The 14,624-nt window shown below is 63.6% G+C and carries 13 protein-coding genes; 11 read left to right on the top strand and 2 right to left on the bottom strand.

Annotated features, from left to right (window positions below):
* On the bottom strand, positions 1-1,272 hold the full coding sequence (locus HFRIS_RS25010; RefSeq protein ID WP_209443032.1) for a site-specific integrase: 1,272 nt from the start codon (positions 1,270-1,272) through the stop codon (positions 1-3).
* Between the two features lie 226 nt (positions 1,273-1,498).
* Here HFRIS_RS25010 and HFRIS_RS19915 point away from each other — a divergent pair, with 226 nt between their 5' ends.
* Complete coding sequence (locus HFRIS_RS19915) at positions 1,499-2,806, top strand: YifB family Mg chelatase-like AAA ATPase (protein ID WP_006713268.1); 1,308 nt, start codon at positions 1,499-1,501, stop codon at positions 2,804-2,806.
* 143 nt (positions 2,807-2,949) lie between these two features.
* On the top strand, positions 2,950-3,582 hold the full coding sequence (locus HFRIS_RS19910) for a LysE family translocator (protein WP_006713267.1): 633 nt from the start codon (positions 2,950-2,952) through the stop codon (positions 3,580-3,582).
* A gap of 8 nt (positions 3,583-3,590) precedes the next feature.
* On the opposite strand, the gene HFRIS_RS19905 is transcribed toward HFRIS_RS19910, so the two are convergent.
* Positions 3,591-5,597 (bottom strand): OPT family oligopeptide transporter, encoded by a 2,007-nt coding sequence (locus tag HFRIS_RS19905; RefSeq protein WP_006713266.1) that lies wholly within the window; start codon positions 5,595-5,597, stop codon positions 3,591-3,593.
* Between the two features lie 141 nt (positions 5,598-5,738).
* Between HFRIS_RS19905 and HFRIS_RS19900 the strand changes: the two genes are divergently transcribed.
* The 9 genes from HFRIS_RS19900 (at position 5,739) to HFRIS_RS19860 (ending at position 14,594) form a co-directional block, all read left to right on the top strand.
* Positions 5,739-6,266, top strand: coding sequence for a hypothetical protein (locus HFRIS_RS19900; RefSeq protein ID WP_039876607.1), 528 nt, complete (start codon positions 5,739-5,741; stop codon positions 6,264-6,266).
* Positions 6,267-6,443: 177 nt separating this feature from the next.
* On the top strand, positions 6,444-6,788 hold the full coding sequence (locus HFRIS_RS19895) for a DUF1840 domain-containing protein (protein WP_006713251.1): 345 nt from the start codon (positions 6,444-6,446) through the stop codon (positions 6,786-6,788).
* A gap of 232 nt (positions 6,789-7,020) precedes the next feature.
* On the top strand, positions 7,021-8,346 hold the full coding sequence (rsmB, locus tag HFRIS_RS19890; RefSeq protein WP_006713250.1) for a 16S rRNA (cytosine(967)-C(5))-methyltransferase RsmB: 1,326 nt from the start codon (positions 7,021-7,023) through the stop codon (positions 8,344-8,346).
* Complete coding sequence (locus HFRIS_RS19885) at positions 8,343-8,966, top strand: DUF4390 domain-containing protein (protein ID WP_006713249.1); 624 nt, start codon at positions 8,343-8,345, stop codon at positions 8,964-8,966. Before rsmB ends, HFRIS_RS19885 begins: the two co-directional genes overlap by 4 nt.
* Positions 8,963-11,257 carry a sensor histidine kinase gene (locus HFRIS_RS19880; RefSeq protein WP_006713248.1) on the top strand — a complete coding sequence of 765 codons (2,295 nt, stop codon included), beginning with the start codon at positions 8,963-8,965 and terminating at the stop codon, positions 11,255-11,257. The genes HFRIS_RS19885 and HFRIS_RS19880 overlap by 4 nt, the downstream gene beginning before the upstream one ends.
* A gap of 152 nt (positions 11,258-11,409) precedes the next feature.
* Positions 11,410-12,159, top strand: a complete 750-nt coding sequence (locus tag HFRIS_RS19875; protein ID WP_006713247.1) for a response regulator — start codon at positions 11,410-11,412, stop codon at positions 12,157-12,159.
* Between the two features lie 515 nt (positions 12,160-12,674).
* Positions 12,675-12,932: a BTH_I0359 family protein gene (locus HFRIS_RS19870; protein WP_006713246.1), complete on the top strand. Its 258-nt coding sequence runs from the start codon at positions 12,675-12,677 to the stop codon at positions 12,930-12,932.
* Between the two features lie 142 nt (positions 12,933-13,074).
* Positions 13,075-13,752 (top strand): tRNA (guanine(46)-N(7))-methyltransferase TrmB, encoded by a 678-nt coding sequence (gene trmB / locus HFRIS_RS19865; RefSeq protein ID WP_006713245.1) that lies wholly within the window; start codon positions 13,075-13,077, stop codon positions 13,750-13,752.
* Complete coding sequence (locus tag HFRIS_RS19860) at positions 13,749-14,594, top strand: DMT family transporter (protein WP_006713244.1); 846 nt, start codon at positions 13,749-13,751, stop codon at positions 14,592-14,594. The genes trmB and HFRIS_RS19860 overlap by 4 nt, the downstream gene beginning before the upstream one ends.
* Positions 14,595-14,624 lie beyond the last annotated feature (30 nt).

Below are 14,624 nucleotides of genomic sequence, written 5' to 3'. Positions count from 1 at the left end.
TCACTTCTTTTCTTCGAAAGCCCCTATAAAGGAACGAGTAAATTCATTAGCTATCTCGATCTTTATGGGAGTCCGTTCGACGAATCGAATGTAGTGAAGTGCACTAAGCTCGCTCCGCTGCAACAGTGCCTCCTTAACCATAGATATGGCCTCGGTTGCGTTTGCATATTTCAACGCCAGGCGTGCTAATTCCGTACCAAAAGTTGCTCTAGTTTGATGAAATTTAAATGTGCAGGCCATTTCCATACCAGCAGCTGTAGCCTTCTTTCTCAGAGCGTGCATCTCGACGTTTACTGCAACGCTTTTGTCGACACCACGTTGAGCATAAGGATTTCCATGCTTAGTAAGAAATACCAGGCGCCGATTTTCCTGCTTTGCCTTTGTTTCACGTAGAAGACGCCTCGTACCCTCAACATATGCACGCAGTTGATTTAACAAAATTCGAGGGATATAGGTAAATCCTGTAATGCCGAATTTTGTGGCTACCGGAGGGCGTGCTCCGGGGCCTATATGGAGTCTAAATAAGTCCTCACATCTCGGATCTGGAAGGGCATTTTCCAAGGTCTCGATCTTGAGGTCTGACAAGGTACCCAACCGCATACCCGTGAAAAAGCCAAGAGAAAGTAGTAGAAAAATTTCTATTGAAGATTTTTCGAGAGCAAACCGAAGAATTTCATCCCGATCATTACTGGAGACGGGCATAAGTCCATTTTCAGGCGCATCACTTGGGCTTTTACGATTAGGAATGGCAAGTTCGGAACTTAGAACAGTGTATGTCCGTGCAATGCCAAATAAATTGGACTGAGAAATTCTTACCGACTTGTCGCGCCATAGAGGCAGGAGCTGAGATAACAACCCATTTGATCTGGCCCAACGATAAAAGCTAATCACAACTCTCATCCGTTCGGACGTCGTCGATGGAGCCAAGCGCCCCGCATCTCTTGCTTCTATCAAGTCCCCTCGATAGCGGAACAGGCATCGATCCATTTTCCTATCAGGAAAATGGATCCACTCCAGGTCATTTAACTCAAGCCAAGTTGCATAGGACGCTAACGTGGTTATTTCAGCTAGTACTGTAAGTGCTTCAACATTGTTGTCAAATGCTCTTTCAAACGCCCATAAGTTAGCCTCCCTCCATGGGTTTCCATCCGTCCAAAAGACTTGCGGCAAGATATCAACCTGTTTTGATCGCCGATTGATAGACCATTCGACAGCAACGCCCGCAATGTCGCAGTAACGTCCTCCCAAACAAACTGACTCAATGCGGGCCATAGTGCGCTCCTCCAACAAAGCGACTTCGAAAGAATGCCCAAAGAAAACATTTGGGTGTATCCACCGGGCCTTGCTGTGCTGAACTCAAGTGCACTTATGGACACTTTTCGAGAATAGTCCATGAATGAGTGTGGTTTCCACTGACAACTGTGTGCATCCTAGAAAATATTTCTACGCCAGATAAAAGCTATACGCATGGCGATGTCCATATCTACATAGCTAACCTGTGGCTTGTCGCTTCGATCTGCCCATCGCGCTGGGTATCCTCGCCGCCTCCGGGCAGATTCCCTCTGACCATCTGGATGACTACGAATACGCAGGTGAACTGTCGCTATCGGGCCAATTGCGGCCGATCCGCGGTGCACTGGCAATGACCTGCGCCATGCAACACCCCGGCGAGCCGGACCGGCGGCAACGCGCCTTCATCCTGCCGGCCGGCAATGCCGACGAGGCGGCGCTGGTCCAGCAGGCGACCATCCTTCCAGCCGCGTCGCTGCTGGATGTATGCGCGCATTTCAGCGCCCGCGACGAGAGCGGCCGTCTGCAGCGCCATCGAGGCGCCACCGGGGCAGGAGCGAATGGTCAGCGCCCAGCCTATCCCGATTTCAGCGATATCAAGGGACAGCTCCGGGCCAGGCGGGCGATGGAGGTCGCGGCAGCCGGTGGCCACAGCATCCTGCTAGTGGGGCCACCCGGGGCGGGCAAATCGATGCTGGCCACGCGTTTTGTCGGCATCCTGCCGCCCATGAGCGAGGCACAGGCGCTGGAGTCGGCCGCCGTCCAATCGCTGGCCGGCCACTTCGACAGCGCCCGTTGGAAACAGCGCCCCTATCGCGCTCCACATCACACGGCCTCCGCCGTCGCGCTGGTCGGTGGCGGTGGCACACCCCGCCCGGGCGAGATCTCGCTGGCCCATCACGGGGTGCTGTTCCTGGACGAAATCGCGGAATACCCGCGCAGCGTGCTCGACGTGCTGCGCCAGCCGATGGAGTCGGGTCACATCGTCATTTCACGGGCGGCACGCCAGGCGGAGTTTCCCGCGCGCTTCCAGTTGGTCGCGGCGATGAACCCCTGCCCATGTGGCTTCTACGCCGACCCGAGCGGACGTTGCCGCTGCACGCCGGAGCTGGTCAAGCGCTACCAGCAACGCCTGTCCGGCCCCCTGCTGGATCGCATCGACATGCAATTGCAGGTGGCCGCCCTGACGCCCGCAGAGCTGGGCGCGCCGGGCCAGGGCGAATCCAGCGACGCCATCGCCGCACGGGTGGCCGCCGCCGCCGAGCGGCAATGGCAACGCCAGGGCATGCTCAACAGTCAATTGAGCGGCAGCGCGGTGGACCGGTATTGCGAACCCGGCGCCGAGGGCGCGCAACTGCTGCAACAGGCCATGGTCCGCCTGCAGTGGTCGGCTCGGGCCTATCACCGCGTGCTGCGGCTGGCGCGCACCATCGCCGATCTGGCCGGCGCACCTGCCATCCAGGCGGCGCATATCGCCGAAGCGATCCAGTACCGTCGCGCCCTCAATACGGGATGACGCCGCACTGTTGACGCCGCCAGGACCTGTTGCGATGACCATGCGGCGGCTCTGTATCTTTTGCGACCGCCCTGACGGGGCTAGTCTGTGATGGCTGGAGCGGCGATGACGCCGCTCGCGTCTTTTCCGGAAAGAGCCCGCCCATGCCCACCACCTCCACCCTGCTTGCCTTTGGCGCGATCTGCCTGGGCATGGTACTCACGCCCGGACCGAACATGCTTTATCTGGTTTCGCGTTCGGTCTGCCAGGGCCGCAAGGCCGGGCTGATCTCGCTGGGCGGCATCGTCCTGGGATCGGTCTTCTATATGCTCTGTGCGGCGGGCGGCATCACCGCTCTGGTGATGGCGGTGCCCCTGGCCTATGACGCGCTGCGCCTGGGTGGCGCGGCCTACCTGCTCTACCTGGCCTGGCAAGCGTTGCGGCCGGGTGGGCGCTCCCCCTTCGCGTTGCGCGAGTTGCCGCCGGACAGCCCGCGCAAGCTCTTTGCCATGGGCCTGGTGACCAGCCTGCTCAATCCCAAGATCGCCGTGATGTACCTGTCCCTGCTGCCGCAATTCATCCATGCAGACCAGGGCAGCGTACTGGGGCAATCGCTGGCGCTGGGCATGACCCAGATTGCGGTGGGCCTGAGCGTCAATGCCATGATCACGCTCTCGGCGGCGTCCATCTCGGCCTTGCTGGCCGCCCGCCCGGGCTGGCAGCTGGTACAGCGCTGGCTGATGGGCACGGTGCTGGCCGGGCTGGCCTTGCGCATGCTGATGGAGAGCCGCCGCTAGGCTTGTACTCAGCGCGCCGGCATGATGCGCCGTACGAAGGCCACCAGGATCAGCACCAGTGCGGCCAGTCCCAGCCATTGACCGGTGGACTCGAAGTCGCCCGACACCAGCGCCAGTGGCGCATCCTTGCCGGTGAAGCCGATCACGGCCGCCAGCAGCACCCCGACCAGGCTTTCGCCGACGATCAGGCCCGATGCCACCAGGATGCCGCGCTGGCGCGGCTTGTCGGCATAGGCGTCAAAGTCGGCACCGGCAGCCCGGGCGCGTCGGCGCAGGCCGCGTTCGATCAGCCAGCCCAGTACCGCACCCAGGAACAGGGCGCTGCTGACCATCGGCGGCAGGTAGATGCCGATGCCCACTGCCAGTACCGGCAGGCGCGCCACACCGCCACGACGCGCCAACAGCCAGTCGATCACGATCAGCACGATGCCCAGCGCCACCCCCACACCCAGCATGGTCCAGTTGAGCTCACGGGTGAAGATGCCGGTGGCGATCGCCGTCATCAGGGTCGCCTGCGGTGCCGCCAGCGCCTGTGCCGCATCCATGCCGGCTCTCGGCAAGGCGCCGGTGAAACCGTAGGCGTTGTACAGCAGGTTCAGTACCGGCGGGATGATCAGCGCACCCACCACGCAACCGACCAGCAACGCCACCTGCTGGCGCCATGGCGTGGCACCGACCAGCTGGCCGGTCTTGAGATCCTGCAGGTTGTCGTTGGCGATGGCGGCCACGGCAATGATGGCGGCCGTCACGAACAAGGCCACGGCAATGGCCAGCTTGCTGCCTTCAGGCGTGGCCAGCAGCGGATCGACCGCCCCCGAGACCAGCAGCAGGACCGACACCAGGATCACGGCGACGATGCCAATCCCGGAAATCGGGCTGGACGAAGAACCGATCAGCCCGGCCATGTAACCGCAAGCGGCCGCGACCAGAAAACCGAACACGAAGGCGAACACCACCGCATAGACGACCAGTCCGATGAACAGACCCGCCGTCACCGGCGTACCGGAGAGGAACGAGGCAAACACCACCGCCAGCAGCGCGATCATGGCCAGGCTGATGACGATGATCCAGCGCGGCGACATGTCCTGGTCGGTGCGCTCGGTGCTGCCCTGCTGGCGGCGCGCCAGCGTCGACAGCGAGGCCTTGACGCCTTCCAGCATGGGCTTGAAGAGCGTTGCCAGGGTCCAGATCGCCGCCACGCCGATCATGCCGGCACCGATGAAGCGCACCTGGCTTTTCCACAGCCCGTTGGCGAAGTCGGACAGCGCCACGCCGGCAGCATGCGGGGTCACCGCGGTCAGGTACGGCACGGCCACGCCCCAGGCCAGGACCATGCCGATCAGGATGGCAATGCCGGAGACGATGCCGATCATGTACCCCGCGCCGACCAGTGCCAGCGAAAAGCCCATCGTCAGCCTTACCACCGAGGCACCGGCAGTGAGCCACACGCTGATGCTCTCGGCGAACAGCTTCAGGCCGCTGGCGATGACGCTGAAGGCGGCCGCCAGGGTGCCGCCGAAGAGGATGTCCCGCAGCCCGCGGCGGGTCTCCTCGCCGCCATCGGCGTCGGCGCTGCCCACCCGCAGGATTTCGGCCGCCGCCACGCCCTCGGGGTAGGGCAGCGCACTTTGCACCACCATCACCCGCCGCAGCGGGATGGAAAACATCACGCCCAGCATGCCGCCGGCAGCACAGATGCCCAGCGTCTGCAGGAAGGGAAAGCCCTGCCAGTGTCCCATCATCACCAGCCCCGGCAGGATGAAGATGATCGAGGACAGGGTGCCGGCCGCCGAGGCCTGGGTCTGCACCATGTTGTTTTCGAGGATGTTGGCATTGCTGAACAGGCGCAGCACCGCCATCGAGATCACGGCGGCGGGAATCGCCGACGAGAAGGTCAGGCCGACCTTCAGCCCGAGATAGACGTTCGAGGCGGTAAATACCACCGTGATCAATGCGCCCAGCAGCATGCCGCGCAGCGTCAGTTCCGGCAGGCTGGTTTGGTTGTCGTTTTGCATATCCGTAGAGGGTTCCGTTGGGATGCGTTCTTATACCGCAAGAATTGCCGGCCGGCCATCAGACAATGGCGCTTTTTCAGCAGCCCGGGTCGGGCCTGATGCCTTTGCTATGATGGACGCCCTTCCATTCCGGTCTGCCCCATGCGCCCTGTCCGCGTCGCCCTCGTCTCCCTGAGCCTGGCCTGCATGTGCCTGGCGGCCTGTTCGCCGCGCTACAACTGGCGCGAAACCAGTGACAACGGCGCTCATTTCGTGGTGCTGCTACCGGCCAAGCCGGCCAGCGTCACGCGCCCGGTCGATCTGGACGGCCCCAAGGTGGAGATGAGCATGACCGCCGCCGAGGCGGACGGTCTGACCTTCGCCGCCGGCACCGCTGAATTGCCCGACGCTGCCAGCGCCAGCCGGGCGCTGGACGCCATGCGCACGGCCCTGCTCAACAACATCGGTGGTCAGGTTCAGTCAGGTGCGGCCTGGCCGGGCAAGACCGAGGGCTTTGCGCGCACCGTCGATCTGGACGCCCGTGGCGTCTCCCGTGGCCGGCCGCTGCGGTTGGTGGCGCGCCTGGTCGCCCGTGAGCGGCGGGTGTACCAGATCCTCATCGTGGGCGATGAAAAGGCCTTCACCGAGGAAAACATTGAAACCTTTTTCAGCTCTTTCAAACCAAGCTGAGCGGGGCCATTGCAAGATGACAGAAATCAGGCGACCGGAGTATTCTTGTCGCTGCCCGTCACTCCAAACGGGCAATCCCGCAGGAATGCGGATGCAGTCTGCAGCGCATTTCCACCATGGCCCGGCCCAAGCGGCCGCGCCCGAAGAAACGTTTTCAATCAAAGACCCTGAGGAAATATGCTGATTACATTCAAATCAAAAGCGGCTGCCGATGTGGTGATGTACGAATCACACGCCAAACCCATTCTGGACCTGCTGCACAAGGATCCCGCACGCGGCGTGATCACCGCGGCCGAGGCCGGTGACGCCGTCACCCTGCTGGAACAGCAGATCAATGCCAGCAAGGCGCACGAAGCGGCCGAAGCCCTGGCGCGCGATGTCAACGCCCACCACAACGCCGACACCGACGACCACAACCACGAAAAGATCGAGGCCGTCAGCTTCTCGGCGCGTGCCTATCCGCTGCTGGACATGCTGCGCGAGGCCAAGAAGGGCGGCTACGACATCCTCTGGGGCGTCTGACCCCGTTACGCCCCCTGCCAGTCAAGACGGCTGCCGCGATCATCCACCGCGGCAGCCGTTTTTTATTGGTGCCGGCCAGGTTACCCCGCCACACCGACAGGTGTAGGACACCTTGGCGGCTGGTACACTGGCGGCCCGCGCCCTTTCGCCGACCCATGACCGCCGCCAATACCGCAAGCCATTGCCAAGGTGCAACTCCGGTCTGCAACGGGCCTCCTAGACAAGCATAGACGTGATCCAGATTTCCCTTCTTTCTCCCTCGGCCAAGGCCGATTCGCTGGCGTACCAGCTGGCCTACGCGGCCCAGGCCGTGGCCGCCGTGCGTGCCGGTCATGCCCTGCCCCAGGCCCTGGCACAGATTTTTGCCCGTAGCGACGCCCCGGCGCCGGCCCGCGGGGCCATCCAGGACCTGAGCTACCGCGCCATGCGCCGACTGGGCCTGACCGATGCCCTGCTGAGCCTCTTGGCCAACAAGCCGCCCCAGCCTGACGTGCTCCACGGCCTGCTGGTGAGCGCCCTGGCGCTGCTGGTGGAAGATGACGAGGCCGGCTATGACAGCTTCACCGTGGTCAACCAGGCCGTCGAAGCGGCCGCCATCAGCCCCGAGATGAGCTTTGCCAAGGGCGTGGTCAATGCCATCCTGCGCCGCTTCCTGCGCGAGAAGGCGACGCTGATGCCGCAGGCCACCAAGACCCCGCCAGGGACCTGGAACTATCCCACCTGGTGGATCGACCGTCTCAAGGCTGCTTACCCCGAGCAATGGCAGGCCATCCTGCATGCCGGCAACCAGGCGCCACCGCTGACCTTGCGCGTGAACCGCCGCCGCGCCAGCGTCGCCGAGTATCTGGCAGAGCTGCAGCAGGCCGGCATCGGCGCGCGCCAGGTCGGTCCCTATGCGGTGCGGCTGGACCAGCCGACACCGGTGCAGCAGATTCCCGGTTTCGCCGCGGGCGTGGTTTCGGTACAGGACGCCGCTGCCCAGCTGGCCGCGCCGCTGCTGGATGTGGCCGACGGCATGCGCGTGCTGGACGCCTGTGCCGCGCCCGGCGGCAAGACTGGCCACCTGCTGGAACTGGCCGATCTCGACCTGCTGGCGCTGGATCACGATAGCCGCCGCCTGCAACGCATCGCCGAAAACCTCGAACGCCTGCACCTGCGGGCCAGCCTCGTCACCGGGGACGCCCGCCAGGACGACTGGTGGGACGGCCAGCCCTTCGACCGCATCCTGGCCGACGTGCCGTGCACGGCTTCCGGCATCGTGCGACGCCACCCGGATATCCGCTGGCTGCGCCGCAAGACCGACACCGCGCAGCTTGCAACACTTTCTGCGCAAATTCTGGACAAGCTTTGGCAGATGCTGCGACCGAATGGTAAATTGCTGCTCGTAACCTGCTCGCTGTGGCCCCAGGAATCGGAGCAGCAAGCGATCGCCTTCGCGCAGAAACACAATGCCATCCGGTTGCCCGCTCCCGGTCAACTATTGCCGACCGCAAACGCAGAAGCAGACGCCGACCACGATGGCCTGTTCTATGCGCTGTTCCAAAAACCTGGTGCATGAATTTGACGCAATCGGCCTTCCTCCCCTCTCCAGCACGCAGCCTGACCACGGGCGGCGCCCGACTGCTGCGCAGCGTGCTGCCATGGCTGCTGGCGGTGCTGCTGGCCTGTTCCACCCTCACCGCCCGGGCCGCCGAGATCACCGTCAGCCAGGCCAGCATCGAAGCCAGCGACCAGGGCTATCGCCTGTCGGTGTCCTATGACTTCGAATTGAATCGCGGCCTGGAAGACGCGCTTTCACGCGGCGTGCCGCTGTACTTCACGACCGAAGTCCAGCTGACGCGGCGGCGCTGGTACTGGTTCGACGAAACCAGCGTCTCGGCCACACGCACGGTACGCGTGTCCTATAACGTGCTGACCCGGCAATACCACACCGCCATCAGCGGCCAGTTGCAGCAGAGCTTCAGCAACCTGGAGGACGCGATGACGCTGATCCGCCGCCCGCCGCGCTGGATCATTGCCGACAGCAACACCCTCAAAGCCGGCGACGCCTACCAGGTCGGCCTGCGCATGCGCCTGGACGTGGCGCAGCTGCCCAAGCCCTTCCAGGTCAATGCGCTCAACAATAGCGACTGGCGCCTGTCCTCCGACTGGATCGAATTCACCTACAAACCCGAATGAGCCGCACCTTACGCTATCTGCTGGTGGTCGGCGGGGGCGTCATCAGCATCCTGCTGTTCCTGCTGGCCTCGGCCTCCGAAAATTCCGCCCTCTTCGAGCAGCACTACCCGTGGCTGCTGTTCCTCAACGGCCTGGCCGCCATCTCGCTGCTGGGCCTGGTGCTGCTGCTGCTGGGCCGGCTCTACAAGCGCTACCGGCGCGGCAAGTTCGGCTCCAAGCTGCTGGCGCGGCTGGTGCTGATGTTCGCGCTGGTGGGCATCGTTCCGGGCGCGGTGATCTACCTGATGTCGGTGCAGTTCGTGTCGCGCTCCATCGAATCCTGGTTCGACGTGCGCATGGAAGCGGCGCTGGAGTCAGGCCTGAACCTGGGCCGCAATGCCCTCGACTCCTCGCTGTCGGATCTGGTCTCGCGGGCACGCGGCATCGCCCAGGAACTGTCGGACATGAGCGACTCCGAGCAGGTGACCTACCTCTCCCGCCAGCGTGACCAGAACATGGAAATCACCATCGTCAATGGCAACGGCCAGGTGATGAGTACCGTGGGCGGCGCCATCGGCTCGCTCACGCCGGTGCTACCCAGCACCCAGGCGATGCGCCAGGCACGGGTCTCGCGGGCCTTCTCGGCAGTGGAAAGCGACGATGCCCGCCCCAGCATCGGCGAATCCGATACCGACGGCAACCTGCGGCTCCATGTGGTGGTGCTGGTCCCGGCGCCCAGTCGCGGGCTGTCCTTGCAAAGCGAGACGCGCTACCTGCAGATCCTGCAGCCGGTGCCGGATTACCTCGCCACCAATGCCGAAACGCTCAGGCTGGCCTACAACGAATACCAGCAGCGCTCGGTCTCGCGGTCCGGCCTGCGCAAGATCTACCTGGTCACGCTCACGCTCACGCTGCTGCTGGCCATCTTCGCGGCCATCGCCAGTGCCTTCCTGATCGCCAGCGACCTCGCCAAACCGCTGCTGCTGCTGGCCGAAGGCACCAAGGCGGTGGCCGAGGGCAATCTCTCGCCACGGCCCATCGTCAGTACCTCCGACGAACTGGGGACGCTGACGCAATCGTTCAATACGATGACGCGCCAGTTGCTGGAAGCCCGGACCTCCGTCGAAAAGAACCGCGCCGAACTGGAAAACGCCAAGGCCTACCTGGAATCGGTGCTGGCCAACATGTCGGCCGGGGTGATGGTGCTGGACGGCCAGTTCAACATCGTCAGCGCCAACGATTCGGTGCGGCGCATCCTGGGCTATGACTTCTCGGCCAACATCGGCACCCCGCTGCAGACCATCGAAAGCCAGGCCCCCTTCGCCCAGGCCATCATCCGCGCCTTCTCCGAGCAACTGGCCCAGCACAGCGGTGAAGCCGGCGACGGCCTGCACTGGCAGCGGCAGTTCGAACTGTCGCGCCAGCCCGGCGTGAGCTTCGAGGCCAATGACGAGCAAGGCGGCAAGCCCGACCACGACAAGCTGACCCTGCTGGCGCGCGGCTCGCACCTGCCGGTGGAAAACGGCGTGGGCTACGTGGTGGTGTTCGACGACATCAGCAACGTCATCTCCGCCCAGCGCTCGATCGCCTGGGGCGAGGTGGCGCGCCGCCTGGCGCACGAGATCAAGAACCCGCTCACGCCCATCCAGCTCTCGGCCGAACGCCTGCAGCACCGCCTGTCGGACAAGCTCATGCCGGGTGATGCCGCCATCCTGGAAAAAGGCACCACCACCATCGTCAACCAGGTCACGGCCATGAAGCGCATGGTCGACGACTTCCGCGACTATGCCCGCACGCCGCCGGCCAAGCCGGTGGCACTGGATCTGAACGCGCTGATCGAGGAAATCCTCAACCTCTACCTCAGCGGCGACGGTCGCGACGTGATCCACGCCCGCCTGGCACCGCAGATGGCCAAGGTCCTGGGGGATGCCACCCAGATGCGCCAGGTCATCCACAACCTCCTGCAGAACGCCCAGGATGCGGTGGCCGACGATGGCCAGGAAGCGCCACGCATCGACGTGCTGACCGAGCAGATCGACATCGCCGCCGCCAACGGCCAGCGCCAGCCGGCGGTGCGGCTGTCGATCATGGATAACGGCCCCGGTTTCTCGGCCAAGATCCTGGCCCGTGCCTTCGAGCCCTACGTCACTTCCAAGACCAAGGGAACCGGCCTGGGGCTGGCGATGGTCAAGAAAATCGTCGAAGAACACGGCGGTCGTATCGATATACAGAACCGTACAGAGGGCAGAGGCGCAAAAATTGTAATTTTGCTGGTAAAGTTAGCATCTATTGATCAAGAGACGGTTTCATAGGGAAACCGACCCTACGGCTCAAGATTCGACAGCACTACGCCGGGGGGACCTGGCAGTTCATCAAGGCCTGCTCGCTAACGCCGCGTTGGGCAGGCCGGCCCGGAACAAGATCGAAAACTTGGACAATGAACTAGCAGCGAGGAAAGCAGCACATGGCAAACATCCTGGTCGTCGATGACGAAATGGGTATCCGCGAATTGCTCTCAGAAATTCTGGGCGATGAGGGACATGTCGTGACCACTGCGGAAAACGCGCAGCAGGCACGCGAGCTTCGCCAGGCCGGTGTACCCGACCTCGTGCTGCTCGATATCTGGATGCCCGATACCGACGGCGTCACGTTGCTCAAGGAATGGCAGCGCGACGGTCTGTTGACCATGCCGGTCATCATGATGTCCGGGCATGCCACCATCGATACGGCCGTCGAGGCCACCCGCATCGGTGCGCTGAATTTCCTGGAAAAGCCGATCGCCCTGCAAAAGCTGCTCAAGGCTGTGCAACAGGGTCTCTCGCACAGCCGCGAGGCGGTGCGTCCGGCCAGCTATCGTCCGGCACCGGTGGCCGCCGTGGCCAATGGCGCCGGCGACAGCCTGCACTCGCCAGAACATGTGGCACCGGTGGCCGCCTACGCCCCGGCCATGGGCAGCGAAGCGCTGCACCACGGCACCCCGGCTGCCGCCCCGTTCGGCCAGGTGGCCGACAACGCCGCCAACATCTCCTTCGACCTGCCCCTGCGCGAAGCCCGCGACGCCTTCGAACGCGCCTATTTCGAATACCACCTGGTGCGCGAGAACGGCAGCATGACACGGGTGGCCGAACGCACCGGCCTGGAGCGCACCCACCTCTACCGCAAGCTCAAGCAACTGGGCGTGGAACCGGGCAAGCTGGCGCGCAAGAATCACTGAGCCAACCGAGTCCACTGGACAGGACGCCACTGTCCACCCACCATCAGGCAGTACAGAACGGGATCGCAGCGCGGTCCCGTTTCTTTTGCTACTCTGGGTTCGTCCGGCGGCAGGCTCAGAAATTTCCTGATGTTCTTTTCCCGCTGACAGCGGCATCCTGCAGTCATGGGACAGGGCTTGCCCGGTTGCAATGGATACGCTGGCTGAGCGCGCCATCGATGAACTTCCACGGCAGCGCGTCATCTACCCTCAGCAGGCAAGTGCCGGTGCAAGCCACCCAGCCATGGAATTTTGTGTGGATTGCATGACTTGCAGGCAAGGAACACGACAGGGGCCAAAGTTTTCCGCCCTCCCTGCCGTAACCAGACTCAGGAACGCAAGCGACGCGGCGTTCCCCGAGGGAGCTGTATCGAAGCAGCAGAAATGCACCAGCGGCGCGGCCCGCAAGGGTCTTGAAATTGACGGTGATGGCGCCACTTCCTTTTCGAAGCAGTATTCCAGCATAAGGAGTCACTATGAACCTGATCTACAACAGCGAGCAGTACAGCGTCGTCGAATTCGGTGCCGATACCGACCACGAAGCCTTGCGCTTCGGCGGTTACGAGATCATGGACAAGTCCGGCCAGCGCGAAATCTACATCGATGGCCCGGCCGCCGAACTGTTCCGCAAGGACGTTCAGGAGCTGATCGCATCCGAGCCGACCATGGAAGACATCGACAACTTCCTGAGCCGCTACGACGTGATGATGCGTCATCCCATGACCTTGCACTGATCGGGTCCGTCATCCCGGGTTCAACCCAGTGATCCACGCCGCGCCGCCAGCGCGGCGTTTTTATTTCCAGGTCAGCTTGCTGCCGGCGTGCCACGCGCAGAGTCCATTAAAATGGCGCTTTGTCGCCCATCCCTGGTTTTTCGTGAATTCCTCGCCCATCAGCAGCGCCCAGACCGGCGTACATGAGCAACTGGCCGAACTGGTCGCCCGCCATGCCCAGCATCCCTTCCGCAAACCCGTCACGGACTACAACCAGCGCGCCTTCGACGCCAGCATGCACGCCTGGCAGTCGGCCGGTGCGGCACCGCTGATCCTCGATACCGGTTGCGGCGTGGGTCTGTCCACTCTCAACCTGGCCACGCAATACCCTGATCATTTTGTCATCGGCATCGACCAGTCGGCCGACCGCCTGGCGCGCAACACCCACTGGGACGGCCCGCAGCCGGAGAACCTCTGCTTCGTGCGCGCCGACCTGGTCGATTACTGGCGCCTGGCGCAGCAGACCGGACTGCGCCCGGCCCGGCATTACCTGCTCTATCCCAACCCCTGGCCCAAGATTGGCCACCTGGCGCGACGCTGGCCGGGGCATGCGGTGTTTCCCAGCATCGTGGCCCTGGGCGGCCAGATCGAATGCCGCAGCAACTGGCGCATCTATGTCGAGGAATTCGCCGCCGCGCTGAACCAGTTGAGCGGCCTGTCCGTCCAGGCCCAGGCCTGGCATCCCGCCGCACCGATCACCCCCTTCGAGCGCAAGTACCTGGCCTCCGGCCATGCGCTGTGGCGCTGCGTGGCCGATCTCGACCAGGGGCGGGCGACATGAGCCTCGGCGTCATCGGCCTGGTGCTGGCCGCAGCCCTCCTGCATGCCTCCTGGAACGCCCTGCTCAAGAGCAGCCATGACCGCCTGGCCTCGCTGTCGCTGATGACCATCGGCGCCGGCCTCGGTGCCCTCCCGCTGGTTCTGTGGCGACCGCTCCCGGACGCGGCCAGCTGGTTCTACATCGTCCTCTCAGGCCTGCTGCACACCGGCTACAACCTGTTCCTGATCCGCGCCTACCGGATCGGTGACTTCGGCCAGTCCTACCCGATCGCCCGCGGCTCCTCGCCCCTGCTGGTGGCATTGGGCGCAGCCCTGTTCGCAGCTGAACAACTGGGCAGCACCACCGTCATCGGCATCGCCCTGGTATCGGCCGGCATCGTCAGCCTGGCCAATCTGCGCGCCATGCGCAGCCGCGAGCACCTCTCCGGCCCGCTGGCGGCGTTGGCCACCGGCGCCTTCATCGCCGCCTATACCATCACCGACGGCATTGGAGCGCGCCTGGCGGGCGATGCCATCGGCTATGCCGGCTGGCTGTTCGTACTGGACAGCATCCCACTGGCCCTGATCTACCACCGCAAGCACGGCCGCTCCCCGCTCGTGCTGTCGCAGAAGGAAACCTGGATCGGCCTGGCCGGTGGTGTCATGTCGCTACTGGCCTATGGCATCGTGATCTGGGCGGTCACGCTGGCGCCCATGGGCATGGTCTCCGCCCTGCGCGAAACCTCGGTACTGTTCGCGCTCCTGATCGGCGCCCTCTTCCTGGGCGAAAAGCTCACCCTGCGGCGCGTACTGTCCTGCCTGGTCATCGCCGCGGGTGCGGTGGTGCTGGGCGCGCATCATTGAGCGATCGCCGGCGGCTACATCCCTGAATAA

The organism is Herbaspirillum frisingense GSF30 (assembly GCF_000300975.2).
GTDB lineage: Bacteria > Pseudomonadota > Gammaproteobacteria > Burkholderiales > Burkholderiaceae_D > Herbaspirillum > Herbaspirillum frisingense.
This window is presented reverse-complemented; position numbering and strand designations above follow the sequence as displayed.